Genomic DNA, 19,104 nt, shown 5'->3' with positions numbered 1-19,104 from the left:
CCTTTCTTGCGTCGGCGCTCCGGCGCTACAACTTAGCGCGCCAGCAACAGCGCATTCGTGCGCTTCACGAAGCTCGCCGGATCTTCGAGCGAGCCGCCTTCGGCCAGCATCGCCTGATCGAACAGCAGATGGCACCAGTCTGCGAAATTGGGGCTATCGGCGTGCAGTGCCTTGACGAGCGGATGCTCCGGATTCACTTCGAGAATCGGCTGCATCTGCGGCGCCTGCTGGCCGGCGGCCTTGAGCATGCGCTGGAGATAGCCGCTCATGTCGTTGTCGTCGGCCACGAGGCAGGACGGCGAATCGGTCAGGCGGAACGTCAGACGCACGTCCTTGGCCTTGTCCTTGAGCGCTTCCTTCATCTGCTCGACGAGCGGCTTGAGTTCTTCGCTGACCTTCTCCTGCTGCTGCTTTTCCTCGTCGTTGAGCGCGCCCAGATCGAGGTCGCCGCGCGCCACGCTCGCGAGCGGCTTGCCGTCGAACTCGTTCAGGAACGACAGCATCCATTCGTCGACGCGATCCGTCAGCAGCAGCACTTCCACGCCCTTCTTGCGGAACACTTCGAGGTGCGGGCTGTGGGTCGCGGCCTGCCAGGTGTCGGCGGTCACGTAATAGATCTTCGACTGCTCGGGCTTCATGCGCGCGACGTAGTCCGCGAGCGAGACGCTCTGCTCGGACGTGTCGTTGTGCGTCGACGCAAAACGCAGCAGCTTCGCGATGCGGTCCTTGTTCGCGTGATCTTCGCCCACGCCTTCCTTGAGCACCTGGCCGAACTCGCTCCAGAAGCCGGCGAACTTCGCCTTGTCCTCGTCCTTCGCTTCGGCGTCGGTCTGCGCGTTCGCGAGTTCTTCGAGCATCGACAGCACGCGCTTGGTCACGCCGTCGCGAATCGCCTTCACGTCGCGGCTTTCCTGGAGGATTTCGCGCGAGACGTTCAGCGGCAGATCCGCCGAATCGACCACGCCCTTCACGAAGCGCAGATAGTTCGGCAGCAACTGCTCGGCGTCGTCCATGATGAAGACGCGCTTCACGTAGAGCTTCAGGCCGCTCTTGTGGTCGCGGTTCCACATGTCGAACGGCGCGTGCGCGGGCACGTAAAGCAGTTGCGTGTATTCGCTGCGGCCTTCGACGCGGTTATGCGTCCACGCGAGCGGGTTCTCGTGATCGTGCGCGAGATGCTGATAGAACTGCTGATACTGCTCGTCGCTAATCTCGCTCTTCGAACGCGTCCACAGCGCGCTCGCCTGGTTGATGGTCTCGAACTCGTCCTTCGTGACCATCTCGCTCTTTTCGGCGTCCCATTCCTCGGCCTTCATTTCGATCGGCAGACCGACGTGATCCGAGTACTTCTGGATGATGCTCTTGAGCTTGTGCGACGACAGCAGTTCGTCCTCGCCTTCGCGCAGATGCAGCGTGATGGTGGTGCCGCGTTGCGCGCGCTCGATCTTGTCGACCGAGAATTCGCCCTCGCCCGCGCTTTCCCAGCGCACGCCTTCGCTCGCGGGCAGACCCGCGCGGCGCGTTTCCACGGTGATCTTGTCGGCGACGATAAAGCCCGAATAGAAGCCCACGCCGAACTGGCCGATCAGCGCCGCGTCCTTCTTCTGGTCGCCCGAGAGCTTGCCGAAGAACTCCTTGGTGCCCGAGCGCGCGATCGTGCCGAGGTTCGCGACGGCTTCGTCGTGGCTCATGCCGATGCCGTTGTCCTCGATCGTGACGGTGCGCGCCGCCTTGTCGTAACCCACGCGGATGTGCAGGTTCGGATCGTTTTCGTAGAGCGCGCTGTTTTCGAGCGCTTCGAAGCGCAGCTTGTCGGCGGCGTCGGAGGCGTTCGAGACCAGTTCGCGCAGGAAGATTTCCTTGTTGCTGTACAGCGAATGGATCATCAGGTGCAGAAGCTGTTTCACTTCCGCCTGGAAGCTCATGGTTTCTTGTGCCATGTTCGAGGGTCCTCGTTCGTTGTAATTGCGTTGCAATGCGTTGAATTCAAAGCCGCGTGCGCGAGTCGTTTCAAGCGACAGTTCGCGGCGTAATGCGCGCATAAATGGGGGCGCGCGGCGCGGGTTTCAAGAGTGCGGATTTAACCAGATTCACCGCATGTTCAGGCGCCCCGCCGCGCCACCCCGTCCAGATAGCCGGAGAGGAACGCGGGCAAGCCCGGATCGGCGCAGTTCGCGATATTGAAGCGCATCCACGTGGTCGGCGACTGATGGGGCGAGAACAGGCTGCCCGGCGTGAGCAGGAAGCCCGCTTCGTGACCGGCGGCCGTGAGCGCGTCGGCGTCCACGCCGGTGTCGGTCCACAGGAACATGCCCGCGCCCGGCGCCGTGAACAGCTTGCAGCCGGTGCGCTCCAGCATGCGCGCGGCCTTGTCGCGCACGGTATCGAGCCGCGCGCGCAGCCGCTCGACGTGGCGGCGATAGTGGCCTTCGGTCAGCACGCGGTACAGCACGCGCTCGTTGATCTCGGGGCTCGTCATGCCGACCAGCATTTTCTGGTCCGCCACGGCCTGCGTCACCTCCGGCGAGGCCGCGACGAAGCCCACGCGCAGATTCGGCGCGAGCGTCTTCGAAAAGCTGCCGAGATAGATCACGCGGCGCAACTGGTCGAGACTCGCGAGCCGCGTGGCCGGATAGCCCGCGGGGCAGAGGTCGCCGTAGACATCGTCCTCGACCACGATGAAGTCGTACTGTTCCGCGAGCCGCAGGATGCGGAACGCCTGGGCAGCCGTCAGCGAGGTGCCGGTGGGATTCTGCAGCACCGAATTGATGACGAGCATCTTGGGCCGCCAGGTTTCGACGAGCGCTTCGAGCGCGTCGAGGTCCGGGCCCTCGGGCGTATACGGCATGCCGACGAGCCGCGCGCCCTGCGAGGCGAAACGGCCGAACATCTGGAACCACGCGGGGTCGCCGACCACGACGGTGTCGCCGGGCTGCACGTAGATGCGCGCGAGCAGATCGATCGCCTGGGTGATGCCAGAGACCAGCACGATCTGCTCGGGCGTGGCGCCGATTTCGAGTTCGGCCATGCGCGTCTGCAATTGCTGGCGCAGCGGCAAAAAGCCTTGCGGCGAGCCGAAGCCGAGCAGTTGCGTGCCGCTCTGGCGGCCGAGCGAGCGCATCGCGCCCGCGAGCAGTTCGCCGTCGAGCCAGCGTGCGGGCAGATAGCCGAGACCCGGCCCTTTTTCCGGATGCGTCGACTGATGGAGCATGTTGCGCAGCAGCCAGACCACGTCGAGCGTGGGCGGCGCGGGCGGTTCGGCGGACGTCGGCGTCTCCGCGCCCGCGCGCCGTTCGATCGGCGTGACGGAGGCCAGGTTGCCGAGCCGCTCGCGCACGTAGAAACCCGATCCGCGCCGCGAATCCAGATAACCCTGCGCGACGAGACGCTCGTACGCCTCGACCACGGTGAAGCGCGACACGCCTTTATCGAGCGCGAGCTTGCGGATCGACGGCATGCGCATGCCGGGCCGGAACACGCGTTCCTCGATGCGGCGGCGTCCCCACTGAACGAGCTGGTCGACGAGCGTGAGCGTGGCCGCGTCGTGCGGAGCCGGAATCTGGTCAAGCGGGACGGACGACATGGGATCTCCAACTGTACCGAGCACTATCGGAGCGATTGTACCGTTACTGTCCGCAGCCATACCGGTACATTTATTCACATGCGTACCGGTAAGGATCCGGCAACACGGGTACAGCGCCGTCCTGCTGTACTCAACCGTACCGAACCGTACTGCGCGCTGTTCCAGCTTTTCCCTGCGGCTGTCCTCGCCGCTGTATCTTTCCGTCCGCTCGACCGTCCTCACATGACCGCTACGCCGCTTCGTCTCGATCATCTCGTCGTTTCCGCCCGCACGCTGGAAGAAGGCACGCAATACGTGGCGGACACGCTCGGCGTCGCGCCCACGGGCGGCGGCGCGCATCCGCTGATGCGCACCCACAACCGCCTGCTCGGTCTGTGGGGCGGCGTCTATCTGGAAGTGATCGCGGTCGATCCGGCGGCGAACGCATCGGGGCAAAGTCAGGGCCAAGGCCGCGCGCGCCTGTTCGCGCTCGACGATCCGGCCGTGCAGGCGCGGCTCGACGCGGGCCCGTACCTTTCGCACTGGGTCGCGCGCGTGGAGCCGCCGCGCAGCCTCGCACGCTGGCGTGCGCAGTATCCGCAGCGCATCGCCGACCTCGTGCCGATGACGCGCGGCAACCTGAGCTGGCAACTGAGCGTGCCGCTCGACGGCGCGTTCCCCGCGTGGCAAGGCGCCGGCGACGGCGTGCTGCCCTCGCTCATTCAGTGGGATACGCCGCGCCATCCGTCGCAAACGCTCGACGAAAGCGGCATCGCGCTCACCTCGCTCACCGGCTATCACCCGCAGGCGGACACGATCCGCGCGCAACTGGACTGGCTCGGCGCTTCGGCGCTGATGACCGTCGAGCAAGCCGATTCCCCCGCGCTCGTCGCGCACTTCGAAACCCCGTCGGGACCGCGATCGCTCGGCGCGCCCGCACGCCGATCTGTCGAGCGCGAATCCGCATAATGAAAGCACGCGAAACCCAGGGCATGCTGCTCGGCCTCGTCGGCGTCATGATCTTCAGTCTGACGCTGCCGATGACGCGCATCGTCGTCACCGAATTCCATCCGCTGCTGAACGGTCTCGGCCGCGCGCTCGCCGCCGCCGTCCCCGCCGCCCTGCTGCTGTGGCTGCGCCGCGAAAAGCGGCCCAACCGGGCGCAGGTCAAGAGTCTCGCCGTGGTGTCGCTGGGCGTGATCGTCGCGTATCCGGTGTTTTCGGCATGGGCGATGAAGAGCGTGCCCGCTTCGCACGGCGCAATCGTCAACGGCCTGCAACCGCTCGCGGTGGCAATCTACGCCGCGTGGCTCTCGCACGAGCGCCCGTCGAAGGCGTTCTGGTTCAGCGCGCTGATCGGCAGCGCGCTCGTGGTGGCGTTCGCGCTCCAGGCGGGCGGCGGCGCGCTGCACGCCGGCGACGCGTGGATGCTGGTCGCGGTCGGCATCGGCGCGCTCGGTTACGCCGAAGGCGCGCGCCTCGCGCGGCAACTGGGCGGCTGGCAGGTGATCTGCTGGGCGCTGGTGCTTTCGGCGCCGTTTCTGGCGATTCCGGTGGGCTGGCTCGCGTGGGCGCACCACGTCGCGCATCCGGAACCGGTCGCGCTCAAGACCTGGCTCGCCTTCGGCTACGTCACGCTGTTCTCGCAGTTTCTCGGCTTCTTCGCGTGGTACGCAGGGCTGGCGATGGGCGGCACGGCGCGCGTCGGCCAGGTCCAGCTGCTGCAGATTTTCTTCACGATGGCGTTCTCGGCGCTCGTGTTCGACGAGCAGGTCGCGGCATCCGCGTGGCTCTACGCGGCGGCCGTGATCGCCACCGTCGTGCTCGGCCGCCGCGCCGCCATCCGCACCGCGCCCGTGCCCGCGCGCGCTTGAGCGCGTTTCACGTCATAATCCAAGGTTTTCGGCGGCGCAAAAGTCTGGCGCGCCGCCTCGAAAATCGCATCGTTCAGCACCCGTTCACCGAATTTGCCGAATCGAATTCGCCGACCCGAATTCCAGGAACCAACAAGGAGACCCCATGGACCAGAGCGATCTCAAAGCCGCCCCCGCGTGGCAACTGTCCGAGCGTGCGATCAAGCTGACCAGCTCGGCGATTCGCGAAATCCTCAAGGTCACCGAGCGCCCCGAAGTCATTTCGTTCGCCGGCGGTCTGCCCGCGCCGGCCAGCTTCCCGGCCGAGGAAATGCGCGCCGCCGCCGATCGCATCCTGCGCGACGATCCATCGGGCGCGCTCCAGTACAGCGCGACCGAAGGCTATATGCCGCTGCGCGAATGGGTCGCCGAGCGTCACTCGGTGGGCGGCGCGAAAGTGCGTCCGTCGCAGGTGCTGATCACCACGGGTTCGCAGCAGGCGCTCGACCTGATCGGCAAGGTGCTGGTCTCGCCGGACAGCCCGGTGCTGGTGGAAACGCCGACCTATCTCGGCGCGCTGCAGTCGTTTTCGCTCTACGAACCGCGCTACGTGCAGGTGCCGACCGACGAAAAGGGTCTTGTCATCGAAGGCCTGACGCCCGACGTGACGGCCGGCGCGCGCCTGCTCTACGCGATCCCGAACTTCCAGAATCCGACCGGCCGCCGTCTGCCGCTCGACCGCCGCCAGGCGCTCGCCGAATTCGCGAAGCGCGCGCCCTTCCCGGTCATCGAGGACGATCCCTACGGCGCGCTGCTCTACGCGGGCGAGCCGCTGCCGACGGTCCACTCGATGGCGCCCGAGCACATCGTGCATCTCGGTTCGTTCTCGAAGGTGCTGGCGCCGGGTCTGCGCGTGGGCTACATCATCGCGCCCGAGGATCTGCATTTCAAACTCGTGCAGGCCAAGCAGGCCACCGACCTGCACACGCCGAGCTTCACGCAGCGCATCGTCCACGAAGTCGTCAAGGATGGCTTCCTCGATACGCACATTCCGAAGGTGCGCGCGCTCTATCGCGACCAGTGCGAGGCGATGCTCGACTCGCTCGCGCGCAACATGCCCGAAGGCGTGAGCTGGAATCGCCCCGAAGGCGGCATGTTCATCTGGGTCACGCTGCCGCAACAGATCGACAGTATGAAGTTGCTCGAAGAAGCGGTCGCGCAGAATGTGGCCTTCGTGCCCGGCGCGCCGTTCTTCGCGAGCGAACCGCAGCGCAACAAGCTGCGTCTGTCGTTCGTGACCGTGCCGCCCGCGAAGATCGAAGAAGGCGTGGCGAAGCTGGCCGCGCTGATCCGCGCGCGCCTCTGAGGCGCACGCCCGAACCGCGACAAACCCCGTTCAACGTAAAAGGACTCCTGATCATGGCTGACATCAACGTCTACGACCGCCTCAAAGAACTCGGCATCGAACTGCCGACCGCCGGCGCACCCGCCGCGGCCTACGTGATGAGCGCGCAAAGCGGCAACACGGTGTACCTCTCGGGCCACATCGCGAAGAAGGACGGCAAGGTCTGGGCCGGCAAGCTCGGCGACTCGCTCTCGACCGAAGAAGGCAAGGCCGCCGCACGTTCGATCGCGATCGACCTGCTGGCGACGCTGCACGCGCACGTGGGCGACCTCAACAAGGTCAAGCGCATCGTCAAGCTGATGAGCCTCGTGAACTCGACGCTCGACTTCACGGAACAGCACATCGTGACGAACGGCGCCTCGGAGCTGATCGCCGACGTGTTCGGCGAGAAGGGCAAGCACGCGCGCTCGGCATTCGGCGTCGCGCAGATTCCGCTCGGCGCGTGCGTCGAGATCGAACTGATCGCCGAAGTCGAGTAAGCGCCGCGTTGCGCGAGCCGTTTGCGCGAGCTTGCGCCTCGCGCGCCGGCTCGCCTCAGCGATACTCAACCGCGCCGCGAGGTGCGGTTTTTTTTCGCCGTACGTTTCCACCCGGATATTGCCGACCATGACACTTCGCAGCGTCCGCTTCAAACAGGTCGACGTCTTCACGTCGCGGCCCTTCAAGGGCAATCCGCTCGCCGTGGTGTTCGACGCCGACGCGCTCGACACCGCGCAGATGCAGGCCATCGCGCGCTGGACCAATCTCTCCGAAACCAGCTTCCTGCTCGCGCCCACCGACGCGCGCGCCGACTATCGCGTGCGCATCTTCACGACCCAGGGCGAGCTGCCCTTCGCGGGCCATCCGACGCTCGGCACCGCGCACGCGTTTCTCGACAGCGGCCGCACGCCGAAAACGCCGGGCCGCCTCGTGCAGGAATGCGCGGCGGGTCTCATCGATCTCGCCGATCGCACCGATCGCACGCAGGACTCGCAGGAGGCGAAGGCCGAGCCCGCCTGGGCTTTCGCCGCGCCGCCCGCGAGCGTCACGCCGCTGCCTGAATCGCAGTACGACGCATTGCGCGCCGCGTTGCAGATCGCGCCGCACAGCACGGCCATCGACTTCTCCGCGCAACCGTGTGGCGTAAATAATGGCGCACCGTGGCTCGTGGTGCGCTTCGCAAGCGCCGACGATGTGCTCGCGCTCGACGTCGACTACGGCGCGCTCGCGAGCGTCGCGTCCGGCGTGGGCGCACAGGGACTCGCGGCCTACGGCCCGCACGCGGCGGACGGCCCCGCGACCTTCGAAGTGCGCTGCCTGATGACCGGTCTGGGCAACGGCGAAGACCCTGTCACCGGCAGTGCCAATGCCGCGATCGCGTTGTTGCTCGCGCAGCAGCAGCGCCGCCCCGGCAGACGCTACACCGTGCGCCAGGGCACCGCGATGGGGCGTGACGGCCGCGTTTCCATCGACTACGACGACGCGGCGGGCAAGATGTGGGTGGGCGGCGCGTCGGTCACGGTGATCGACGGCACGATCGCGCTGCCCTGATCGCCCTGCCTTGATCGAGTGAAACGGAAGGAATCCGCCGGGGTGCAACGCCCCGGCATGCCTTTCGAATACTTACCCGGCCTGTGCACCAGGCATGCGCACTGCGCACGCGCGAGGCACGTCCACCAGGCATATGCGCCATGCGTGAACTATGCGCGACACATGATGGACTTAAGCATCGCGCGACCGACTGGCGTATACCCGAGGGGGTACCGCTTCCTTAATCATTCCCCAACCATTAAGATCCAGACATTGGACGCATTGCAGCGTCCGCTGGCCCATGCCCGCGCTTCCCGCGCCACTACCACAGCCGCTCCGCATAGATGCCGCCGATTCAACCGAGCGCCTTGTCGTCGTCCCGGCCGTCGCATCAGCGGCAGGCACCCTCGCGTTCGCCGCGCACACGATGAGCACGAACTGGCGTCCGTTCTCGCGCGAACCGGGCCTGCGTGGCACGACGGGACCGGCCTACACGCGTCCGCGTACGCTGCTCGCGATTCCGCTGCTCGGCGTGCTGGTGCTCATTCTGCTGTGGGCCGTCATCTTCACGCGTCTCTCGGTCGAGAAAGAAGCCACCATGCGCGAGGCCACCGCCTCCGCGGCCATCCTCTCGGCGGCGCTCGAACAGCACACCGTGAAGGCGATCCATCAGGTCGACCAGATCACGCGCTTCGTGAAGTACGAGTTCGAGAAAACGCCTGAGCGCTTCAATCTCGCGACCACGGTCGAGAAAGGCGTCGTGCAGAGCGACTCGCTCGTGCAGGTGTCGATCATCGACGAGCACGGCAAGCTGGTCGCCAACACCGCCGACCCGAATCCCAAGCCCATCGATCTCTCGGACCGCGAGCACTTCAAGGTGCACGAGCACGAGAACGACGATCAGCTCTTCATCAGCAAGCCGCTGCTCGGGCGCGTCTCCGGTCACTGGACCTTGCAGATGACGCGCCGCCTCAATCATCCGGACGGTTCGTTCGCGGGCGTGGTGGTGGTCTCCGAAGACCCGAGCTATTTCACCAGCGACTTCTACAACAACGCCGCGATCGGCCGCGAAGGCGTGATCGCCGTGATCTCCGACACCGGCGCCGTGCTCGCGCGCCGCACCGGCAGCGCCGAACGCGCGAACGGCACGTTCTCGGCGAGCGGCGTGTATCCGATATCCGAGCACGTCTCGGGCACCTATGTCGATCCGATCGACCACGTGACGCGCATCGTCTCGTACCGCCATATCGACGGCTATCCGCTCGGCGTGCTGGTGGGCCTCTCGCAAGCCGAGGAGTTCGCCGACTACAACCACACGCGCGACGTCTATCTGATGATGGCGACGTTCATCTCGCTCGCCATGCTGTCGTTCTTCGCGGTGGCCACGGGTCTGATCGGCAAGCTGCTGGGCCGCGAGCGCGAGATGTCGCAACTCGTGCAGTACGACCTGCTGACCGGCCTGCCCAACCGCTACGCCACCTTGCAGCGGCTGCGCCACGAAGTCTCGCAGCCCGGCAACCTCGGGCGTCTCGCGATTCTCTTCATCGACCTCGACAACTTCAAGACGGTCAACGACACGCTCGGCCACAACGCCGGCGACATCGTGCTGCAAATGAGCGCGGCGCGTCTGGCCGACGCCGTCGGCGGCTCGGGCACGCTCGCGCGGATCGGCGGCGACGAGTTCGTCGTCATCATCAAGGGCGACGACATCGAGAAGCGCGCGAGCACGCTCGCCGAAACCACCAACGCCGCCTTCACGCATCCGTTCGACGTGCGCGGCAGCGCGTTCGTGCTGCATGCGAGCACGGGCATCGCGCTCTACGCGGTCGCACACGAAAGCGAGATCGACCTGCTCAAGAAGGCCGACCTCGCGATGTACGCGGCCAAGGAAGCGGGCCGCAACTGCTTCCGCTTCTATTCGCCGCAGCTCGCGCATCGCGCCGACCATCTGATGAAGTGGGAGCAGCAACTGCGCGTGGCGCTCTCCGAAGGCCAGTTGTTCCTCGCCTATCAGCCGAAGATCGATCTGCGCCGCCGCTGCATCACGGGCTTCGAGGCGCTGGTGCGCTGGAACCATCCGCAATACGGTCTGATTCCCGCGAGCGAATTCATTCCGGTGGCCGAATCGACGGGCCTGATCGTGCCGGTCGGCGACTTCGTCATTCGCACCGCGTGCGCGCAGCTCGCGCTGTGGCAGCAGCAGGGCTACGAAACGCTCTCGCTCGCCGTCAACATTTCGGCGGTGCAGTTCTGGCGCGGCGATCTCTACGAGACCATCTCGCACGCGATCGAAGAAACCGGCATCGCCGCGCACAAGCTCGAACTTGAAATCACCGAGACGGCGATGATGGAATATCCGGAACTCGTCTCCGAGAAGATCTTCGCGCTCAAGCGCCTTGGCGTGCGCGTCGCGCTCGACGACTTCGGCACGGGCTATTCGTCGCTCTCGTATCTGAACCGTTTCGCCGTGGACACGCTCAAGGTCGACCGCTCGTTCGTGCAGGCGATTCCCGCCGACCGCAGCGTCTGCGTGATGGTGTCGGCCATCGTCAATCTCGCGCGCTCGCTGGGGCTCACCGTGGTCGTCGAAGGCACGGAAACCGAGGAGCAGATCGCGTGGCTCGCCGCGCTCGGTCCGATCGAGGCGCAAGGCTTCCTGTTCTCTCGGCCCGTGCCCGTGGAAGGCGTGCCGGCGCTGATCGAGCGCTTCGGCGTATGCGGCGCGGCGCAGCCGGGTTCCGGCGCGAGCGAGCAGCGCACCGAGCGCGTGAGCGACGCTTCGCAGCCGCGTTGATAAAGCGTTGATCGGACGTCGAGCGTGAATTAGCGCTTCGACGCCGATGCAAAAAAGGCGCACCCCGATGGGTGCGCCTTTGTCTTTCGACCCGGGCGTCAGCCTGCGTCAGCGCGCACGCTTCGCGCCAAAACCACCGAAGAACGCCCGCGCATTGTCTTCGAGACTTTCGAGGTGGTAACCGCCTTCCTGCACGATCACCGAAGGCAGACCGAGCGCGCCGATCGCTTCGCCGAGCTTGCCGAAGCCCTCGGTGCTCACGGCCACCTTCGACTGCGGATCGTCCTTGTAGATGTCGAAGCCGAGCGCGAGCACCAGCGCGTCGGGCTGGAACCGGCGCAGCACGCGCAACGCCGACTCGACGCGCTCGAAGAACACATCCTCGCTCGCGCCATGCGGCATCGGCAGATTGACGTTGTAGCCCTCGCCCTCGCCCGCGCCGCGTTCGTCTTCGTAGCCCGCGACCACCGGATAGAAGTTGGTCGGATCGCCGTGGATCGAGATGTAGAGCACGTCGTCGCGGCCATAGAAGATTTCCTGCACGCCCTGGCCGTGGTGCATGTCGGTGTCGAGAATCGCCACGCGCTTGAAGCGGCTCTTGAGCGACTGCGCCGCGATCGCCGCGTTGTTCAGGTAGCAGAAGCCGCCCGCCGCGTCCGCACGCGCGTGATGGCCGGGCGGACGACACAGCGCGTACGACGCGCCCGCGCCTTCGTTGACGGTTGCCGCCGCGGCCAGCGCGCTCTGCGCCGACCAGTACGCCGCGCGCCACGTGTTCGCGCCGACCGGGCAACTGCCGTCGGCGAGATAACGCGCCGCCTGCGCGAGCACGCCGCGCAGCGGATTCGGATCGCGCACGTAGATGTTCGACATCACTTCGTCGCCCCAATCGTCGGGCATGCGCTTCCATTCGGCGTGCGCTTCTTCGAGGAAGCGCAGATAGTTCATGTCGTGCACGGCCGCGATCGGCGCGGTGCCGAAATCGTCGGGCTCGCTCACGCTGAAGCCGAGCGAATGCGCGGCGGCCACGAGACGCGCGGCGCGCTCGGGCACTTCCTGCGGCTCGCGCATCTGGCCGCGCGACAGATAGGTACGCGGATGGTGCAGCAACTGTTCGGGGTGAAACCAGGTCTTCATCGTTCGTTCTCCGTCATGCGTCGGCTTCTGCGTTCACCGCCTGCGATACGCGCGCACCGGCGCGCGCGGCCACGGCGTTGAGCAATACGTTGGTGCCCGCGGTCACGTCCTCGGGCAGCGCGTCTTCGGCTTCGTTGTGCGAGAGGCCGTCCACGCAGGGGATGAACACCATCGCGGTTGGGCAATAGCGCGCGAGGTGGATAGCGTCGTGGCCCGCGCCGCTCACGATGCGTTCGTTAGGATAGCCAAGCGCTTCGACGGCCTCGGCGACGAGACCCACGCACGCGGCGTCGAACGGCGTCGCCGGGCTGGTCCAGCAATGCTGGATCTGCGCACCGAGACCGCGCCCCGCCGCCACCGACGCACAGACGGCGCGCAGATCGCGCTCCATCGCGTCGATCTGCGCATCGTCGGGATGACGCAGATCGACGGTGAACGTGAGGTTCGCGGCAATCGTATTGCGCGACGAATTGGCGACCTGGATCTGGCCGATCGTCACCAGACCGAGCGGCGCGTAGCGCGCCATCACACGCTCGATTTCCAGCGCCATCTGCGCCGCGCCGAAGAAGGCGTCCTTGCGATAGCGCATCGGCGTCGTGCCCGCGTGCGCGGCCACGCCCGTCACCGTCACGTCGAACCAGCGAATCGCCTGGCCGCCCGTCACCACGCCGATGGTGGTGCCGTTCGCTTCGAGAATCGGGCCTTGTTCGATGTGCGCCTCGAAGTAGCTGTCGACCGCCACGCCCTGCACGGGATGCGTGCCGCGCGCGCCGCACGCGTCGAGCGCCGCGCCGAGCGTCACGCCGTCGGCGTCGGTGCGCGCGAGCGCGTCGTCGAGCGTCATCGCGCCGGCGAACACCGCCGAACCGAGCATCGCGGGCGTGAAGCGCGCGCCTTCCTCGTTGGTCCACGAGCAGATCTCGATCGGCTTCTCCGTGACGGCGTCGGCGTCGTTGAGCGCACGCACCACTTCGAGCGCGGCCAGCACGCCATACACGCCGTCGAAGCGGCCGCCTTCGGGCTGCGTGTCGAGGTGGCTGCCCATCATCACGGGCGCGGCGTTCGCGTCGGCGCCGGCGCGGCGCGCGAACAGGTTGCCGACTTCGTCGGTCCACACGCTCATGCCGGCTTCGCGGCACCACGTCGCGAACAGCTCGCGGCCGCGGCGGTCTTCTTCGGTGAGCGCGAGACGGCGCACGCCGCCGCCCGCCGTCGCACCGATCTTTGCCATCTCCGTGAGACTCGCCCACAGACGCGGGCCGTCGATATGCAGAAGTGCTTTCATCGATTCAATTCCTGGTTTGTTGCCTGATTCTTTGCGTGACTCTTTGCTTCACAAGGCGAATTACAGGCGCGTCAATGCGAACCCACGGCCTTGGCGGCGGACTCGTCGTGCGCGTGCTGGCTGCGGCGCGCATCGAGCCCGACGATGCAGAACAACGAGATGCCTGCGAGGCAGGTGTAGAACACCGCCAGCGGCCACCACTGGCCCGTGTAGCGATGCGCGAGCCAGGTGCCGACGAGCGGCGTGAGACCGCCCGCGATCGCGCCGCACACCTGGTACGAGAGCGAGATCGCCGAGTAGCGCACGCGCGTCGGGAACACGCCCGAGACGAAGCCCGCGATCACCGAATAGAAGCTCGCCATGCAGACCACCGCGATGGCGATGCCGATCACCATCGGCACGACCTGCCCCGTTTGCACGAGCATGAACATCGGGTACGGCGAGACCATCGCCGCGAGTGCCGCGCACTTGAGGAAGCGCGCGCCGCCCATGCGTTCGGCGAGCCACGCGGCGAGCGGCTGCGAAAGGAACTGGATGAACGCGACGATAAACAGGCAGTCGAGAATCAGCGAACGCGTGATGCCGACGTACTGCGTCGTGTACGCGATCATGAAAGTGTTCGTGAAGTACACGCCCGCGATGCCGATCGTGTTCGCGCCGATGCACAGCAGCACGAGGCCCCACGCCGACTTGAACACCTCCGCGACCGGCAGCTTCACGGTGCGGCGCTGATCCTTGAGCTTCTCGAATTCCGGCGATTCGTTCACGCCCAGACGGATCATGATGCCGACCACGAGCAGCACGGCCGAGACGAGGAACGGCAGACGCCAGCCCCACGAGAGGAAATCGGCCTTGTCGAGCGACGTGACCGAGCGGAACGCGAGCAGCGACAGAATCAAACCCGCCGGCGAGCCGAGCTGCGCAAACGAGGCGAAGAAGGTGCGACGGCCTTCGGGCGCATGTTCGCCCGCCATCAGCACCGCGCCGCCCCACTCGCCGCCCACGGCGATGCCCTGCACCACGCGCAGCAGCACGAGCAGCACGGGCGCGAGCGCGCCGACCTTCGCGTACGACGGCAGCAGGCCGACGCAGACGGTCGCCACGCCCATCATCATCAGCGTGGTCATGAGCGCTTTCTTGCGGCCGATGCGGTCACCGAGATGCCCGAAGATCAGGCCGCCGAGCGGACGCGCGAAGAAGCCCACGGCGAAGGTGGCGAACGAAGCCATCGTGCTCACGAAGCGGTCTTCGGACGGGAAATACAGTTCGCCGAACACGAGCGCGGCGGCCGTGGCGTAGATGTAGAAGTCGTACCACTCGATCATGGTGCCGATGAACGCCGCGGCGGCGGCGCGCACCGGTTGCCGGGCGGGGGTTTGCGGGGTGGTCATCTGGTCAGTCTCCTCAGGCGCGAATCGTCTTGCGCGGGTGTTGCACGGGTGTTGCGTGATGTTTTGTCCGGCGTTGTCCGGCGTTCTGCGTCGCATCGAAGCCGACGGCAGGCAACGCGCACGCAAGCTTTATCGCCGGCCACAAATCATTAGTCAAATTTCGCGTTATTATTCAACGCATAATTCTGGCTTATACCTACGGCGGAATGCCCCGCCGCACCGCCTTTCGGAGACGCCCATGCGCGCCGACACCACCCGTTTTCTGAACGACCGCCTCGACTGGAATCTGCTGCGCACCTACCTCGCGATCATGCAGGAGCGCAGCCTGAGCCGCGCCGCCGCGCGCCTCTACGTCACGCAGCCCGCCGTGAGCCAGGCGCTCAAGCGCCTCGAAGACGCGCTCGGCCGCAAGCTCATCGAGCGGCGCGGCGCGCAGTTCGTGCCCACCCAGGCGGGCGAAGAGGTGTATCGGATCGCGAGCGACATCTACGGCAACATCTCGCGGCTCGAAACCGAACTCGACGAGCGCACCGCCGACATCACCGGCTCGATCCGTCTGCTCACGGTGAGCCGCATCGAGTCGCGCGTCTACGACGAATTCCTCGCGGAATTCCACGTCGCGTATCCGCGTATCGATCTCCAGATCGAGGTGATGCGCTCGTCGGACATCATTTCGTCGGTGCTGCAGAAGACCGCGACTGCGGGCCTGAGCCTGTGCCGCACGCCCGTCGACAAACTGGAGATGCGCTGCTTCCTGCGCCAGCGCTATGCGATCTTCTGCGGCCGCCATCACCGGCTGTTCGGCCTCTCGCAACTGACGATGGAGGATCTGCTCGCGGAGAATTTCGTGTCGTTCACGAGCGACCAGATCGGCGACAGCCTCTCGCCGCTCACGGTGTTTCGCGATCAGCGCGGCTTTACGGGGCGGATCGTGGCGTCGTCGCCGAGTCTGGACGAAGTGCGGCGGCTGATCTTCGCGGGCTACGGCATCGGCTGCCTGCCCGAGCACGCGGTGAAGGACGATCTGGCGCGGCAGCGCTTATGGCGGCTGCCGCCGGAGGAAGGTCTTGCGGATGTCGATATCCACTTGCTGTGGCATCGCGACCGCAAGATGAATGCGGCCGAAGAAGCGTTCTTCGGCGCGATGGAGCGCTGCATGCAGCGTTACGCACTCGCGGAGCGTCTTTGAGTCGCGTTGAAGCGGCAACTCACGACGCGCCGCGAATTGACGGCAAAGCGCGCTAAAGCGGAAAAATCAGAACCCGCGCGCCAGCGCCGCCACGCCGATCGTCACGACGCCGAGCACGAGATTGATGAACACGAGGCGGCGCATCGAACCCACGGCGCGCGCGCCGTCGGGCCACTTCTGCGCCTGCACGGCGCGGCGGATGCGCGGAAACACCGCGAAGCGCACGTGACCGAAGATCAGCATCATGATGACGCCCAGACCCGCCATCGCGTGCAGTTGCCACGTGGCGTGACCGCCGCCGAATTGCATCAGCAGGAAGCCGCCCGTCAGCAGGATCACGATGATGGAGATGCCCACCCAGTTGAAGAAGCGGCTGAACACCGATTCGATCAGCGGCAGGCGCAACTGCGGCGAAAGATCTTCCAGCGCCGGGCGCAGACAGAAGTGTGCGAACACCATGCCGCCTACCCACACGGCCACGCTCAAGAGATGCAAAAACAGCGCGACTTCGATCGCGTGACCCATGCTTGAAATTCCTCGTGCTTGAAAAAGATTCCGGTACGAACCGCCGCGGCATTATTCCATGCCCGTCGACCGTTCGTACCGGAGGTGCGCCGCCGTGTGCGACGCTGACTGCCAAGCCAATCAGCCCGGCAGCACCGGACGCATGCCCGTGATGACCTTGAGCTTCGAGTCCGGCGCGCGGCCCTTGCGCGCACGCTTGCCGATCTGCGGCGCAAGCACCGCGCCCGCCATCAGGTCCTCGCCCGGCTTCTGCGCGCGGCCCGTGCCCACGAGCACCACGCCCGCCGCCGAGATCGCCAGCGCCTGCGTCAGCGTTTCCTTGTCGTCGAGCTGCATCAGCGTGACGCCGCGGCCGCCGCCCGACAGCGTCTTCATCTCGTCGAGGCCGAACACCAGCAGGCGTCCGCCCGAGGACAGACACGCGACCTGGATCGCGCCCGGCAGCATCGGCATCGGCGCGAGCGGCGTGCAGCCTTCGTCGATCGTCATGAAGGCCTTGCCCGCCTTCACGCGGCTGACCATGTCGCCGATCTTCGCGATAAAGCCGAAGCCGTTGCTCGACGCGAGCAGCAGCGCCTGGTCGGCGCTCGCCGCGAAGTAATGCAGCAGATGCGTGCCCGCTTCCAGCTCGATCAGCGACGTGACCGGCACGCCGTCACCGCGGCCGCCCGGCAGTTGCGCGACCGACACCGAATAGACGCGGCCCTTGCTGCCCCACGCGATCAGCACGTCGGGCGTGCGGCACTGGAACGCCGCGTAGAGGCCGTCGCCGGCCTTGAACGTGAAGCTCTGGCTGTCGAGGCCGTGGCCCTTGAGCGCACGCACCCAGCCCTTCTGCGACACCACGACCGTGACCGGCTCGTCGACGACACGCGCTTCGAAGGTCGCGCGCTTTTCCTGCTGGATCAGCGTGCGGCGGTCGTCGCCGTATTGCTTCGCGTCGGCTTCGATTTCCTTCACGATGAGCCGCTTCATCGACGACTCGTTCGCGAGCAGTTCCTCGAGCTTGGCCTTCTCGTCGCGCAGTTCCGCGAGTTCCTTCTCGATCTTGATCTTCTCCAGCCGCGCCAACTGACGCAGACGGATTTCAAGAATGTCCTCGGCCTGGCGCTCGGACAGACCGAACGCGCTCATCAGCGCGGCCTTCGGCTCGTCCGACTCGCGGATGATGCGGATGACTTCGTCGATGTTGAGGAAGACGATCATCCGCCCTTCGAGGATGTGGATGCGGTCGTCGACCTTGGTCAGGCGATGCTGCGTGCGGCGCGTGACCGTGGCGAAACGGAAGCCGATCCACTCGCCGATGATCTCGCTGATGCCCTTCTGGCGCGGACGTCCGTCGGCGCCGATCATCACCAGATTGAGCGAGGCGTTCGATTCGAGACTCGTGTTCGCGAGCAGCGAATTGACGAACTCGGCCTGATCGATCTTGCTGGTCTTGGGCTCGAACACGAGACGCACGGGCGCGTCCTTGCCCGACTCGTCGCGCACGGCGTCGAGCAGGCCGAGCATGGTCTGCTTGTTCTGCAACTGCTCGGGCGTGAGCGTCTTCTTGCCGAGCTTAAGCTTCGGGTTGGTCAGCTCCTCGATTTCCTCGAGCACCTTCTGGCCGGACGTATTCGGCGGCAGTTCGGTGACGACCAGTTGCCACTGGCCGCGCGCGAGGTCTTCGATCTTCCAGCGCGCGCGCACCTTCAGGCTGCCGCGGCCCGATTCGTAGGCCGCCGCGATTTCCGCTTCGCTCGAAATGATCTGGCCGCCGCCCGGGAAGTCGGGGCCCGGCACCTTCTCCATGATCTCCGCGTGCGTGAGCTTCGGATTGCGGATCATGGCGACGGCCGCCGCCGCGACTTCGCGCAGGTTGTGCGACGGGATTTCCGTGGCGAGACCGACCGCGATGCCCGACGCGCCGTTGAGCAGCAGCATCGGCAGACGCGCGGGCAGCGTCTTCGGTTCCTGGAACGAGCCGTCGTAGTTCGGCATGAAATCGACGGTGCCCATGTCGATTTCGTCGAGCAGCAGCTTCGCGATGGGCGTGAGGCGCGCTTCGGTGTAACGCATGGCCGCCGCGCCGTCGCCGTCGCGCGAGCCGAAATTGCCCTGACCGTCGATGAGCGGATAGCGCATCGAGAAGTCCTGGGCGAGACGCACGAGCGCGTCGTACGCCGACTGGTCGCCGTGCGGGTGGTACTTGCCGAGCACGTCGCCGACCACGCGCGCCGACTTCACGGGCTTGGCGTTATCGCCGAGGCCCATTTCGTTCATCGCGAACAGGATGCGGCGCTGCACCGGCTTCTGGCCGTCGCAGACGTCGGGCAGCGCGCGGCCCTTGACCACGCTCACGGCGTAGTCGAGATACGCGCGCTCCGCGTAGTGGCCGAGCGTGAGCGAGTCGCCGCCTTCCGCGGCGCCATTCACTTCAGCAAAAAGATCGTCCATGTTTCAATCAGTCCG

Annotated in this window: 14 protein-coding genes; 7 read left to right on the top strand and 7 right to left on the bottom strand. The window is 66.2% G+C overall.

Annotation, left to right across the window (positions count from 1 at the left end; all coding sequences use genetic code 11):
* Positions 1 to 32: 32 nt before the first annotated feature.
* Positions 33 to 1,940: a molecular chaperone HtpG gene (gene htpG / locus G5S35_RS04225; RefSeq protein WP_124261136.1), complete on the bottom strand. Its 1,908-nt coding sequence runs from the start codon at positions 1,938 to 1,940 to the stop codon at positions 33 to 35.
* A 161-nt stretch (positions 1,941 to 2,101) separates the two neighbouring features.
* Complete coding sequence (locus G5S35_RS04220) at positions 2,102 to 3,583, bottom strand: aminotransferase-like domain-containing protein (protein ID WP_065063684.1); 1,482 nt, start codon at positions 3,581 to 3,583, stop codon at positions 2,102 to 2,104.
* A 222-nt stretch (positions 3,584 to 3,805) separates the two neighbouring features.
* Between G5S35_RS04220 and G5S35_RS04215 the strand changes: the two genes are divergently transcribed.
* From G5S35_RS04215 to G5S35_RS04190, 6 genes are all read left to right on the top strand, one after another.
* On the top strand, positions 3,806 to 4,531 hold the full coding sequence (locus tag G5S35_RS04215) for a VOC family protein (protein ID WP_124261135.1): 726 nt from the start codon (positions 3,806 to 3,808) through the stop codon (positions 4,529 to 4,531).
* Positions 4,531 to 5,436, top strand: a complete 906-nt coding sequence (locus G5S35_RS04210) for a DMT family transporter (RefSeq protein ID WP_183038651.1) — start codon at positions 4,531 to 4,533, stop codon at positions 5,434 to 5,436. Before G5S35_RS04215 ends, G5S35_RS04210 begins: the two co-directional genes overlap by 1 nt.
* Positions 5,437 to 5,581: 145 nt before the next feature.
* Entirely contained in the window at positions 5,582 to 6,781 is a 1,200-nt protein-coding gene (locus G5S35_RS04205) for an aminotransferase-like domain-containing protein (RefSeq protein WP_065063690.1), read from the top strand.
* Positions 6,782 to 6,834: 53 nt separating this feature from the next.
* Positions 6,835 to 7,299, top strand: coding sequence for a RidA family protein (locus G5S35_RS04200; protein WP_065063692.1), 465 nt, complete (start codon positions 6,835 to 6,837; stop codon positions 7,297 to 7,299).
* Between the two features lie 127 nt (positions 7,300 to 7,426).
* Entirely contained in the window at positions 7,427 to 8,350 is a 924-nt protein-coding gene (locus G5S35_RS04195) for a PhzF family phenazine biosynthesis protein (RefSeq protein WP_183038650.1), read from the top strand.
* A gap of 406 nt (positions 8,351 to 8,756) precedes the next feature.
* Positions 8,757 to 11,123: a bifunctional diguanylate cyclase/phosphodiesterase gene (locus G5S35_RS04190; RefSeq protein ID WP_065063696.1), complete on the top strand. Its 2,367-nt coding sequence runs from the start codon at positions 8,757 to 8,759 to the stop codon at positions 11,121 to 11,123.
* A 108-nt stretch (positions 11,124 to 11,231) separates the two neighbouring features.
* Here G5S35_RS04190 and G5S35_RS04185 read toward each other — a convergent pair whose 3' ends face one another.
* The 3 genes from G5S35_RS04185 to G5S35_RS04175 form a co-directional block, all read right to left on the bottom strand.
* Positions 11,232 to 12,260 carry a histone deacetylase family protein gene (locus tag G5S35_RS04185; protein ID WP_065063698.1) on the bottom strand — a complete coding sequence of 343 codons (1,029 nt, stop codon included), beginning with the start codon at positions 12,258 to 12,260 and terminating at the stop codon, positions 11,232 to 11,234.
* A gap of 13 nt (positions 12,261 to 12,273) precedes the next feature.
* Entirely contained in the window at positions 12,274 to 13,545 is a 1,272-nt protein-coding gene (locus tag G5S35_RS04180) for a Zn-dependent hydrolase (protein ID WP_065063700.1), read from the bottom strand.
* A gap of 71 nt (positions 13,546 to 13,616) precedes the next feature.
* Positions 13,617 to 14,936 (bottom strand): MFS transporter, encoded by a 1,320-nt coding sequence (locus G5S35_RS04175; protein WP_065063702.1) that lies wholly within the window; start codon positions 14,934 to 14,936, stop codon positions 13,617 to 13,619.
* Between the two features lie 238 nt (positions 14,937 to 15,174).
* On the opposite strand from G5S35_RS04175, the gene G5S35_RS04170 reads away from it, so the two are divergent.
* The gene (locus G5S35_RS04170; RefSeq protein ID WP_183038649.1) at positions 15,175 to 16,125 is read left to right on the top strand and encodes a LysR family transcriptional regulator; all 951 of its coding nucleotides are present in this window, start codon (positions 15,175 to 15,177) and stop codon (positions 16,123 to 16,125) included.
* A 66-nt stretch (positions 16,126 to 16,191) separates the two neighbouring features.
* On the opposite strand, the gene G5S35_RS04165 is transcribed toward G5S35_RS04170, so the two are convergent.
* Positions 16,192 to 16,650 (bottom strand): DUF4149 domain-containing protein, encoded by a 459-nt coding sequence (locus G5S35_RS04165; RefSeq protein WP_065063706.1) that lies wholly within the window; start codon positions 16,648 to 16,650, stop codon positions 16,192 to 16,194.
* Between the two features lie 120 nt (positions 16,651 to 16,770).
* Positions 16,771 to 19,089, bottom strand: coding sequence for a DNA topoisomerase IV subunit A (gene parC, locus G5S35_RS04160; protein WP_065063709.1), 2,319 nt, complete (start codon positions 19,087 to 19,089; stop codon positions 16,771 to 16,773).
* Positions 19,090 to 19,104: the final 15 nt, after the last annotated feature.

The organism is Paraburkholderia tropica (genome assembly GCF_014171495.1).
Taxonomy (GTDB): Bacteria; Pseudomonadota; Gammaproteobacteria; order Burkholderiales; family Burkholderiaceae; genus Paraburkholderia; species Paraburkholderia tropica.
This window is presented reverse-complemented; position numbering and strand designations above follow the sequence as displayed.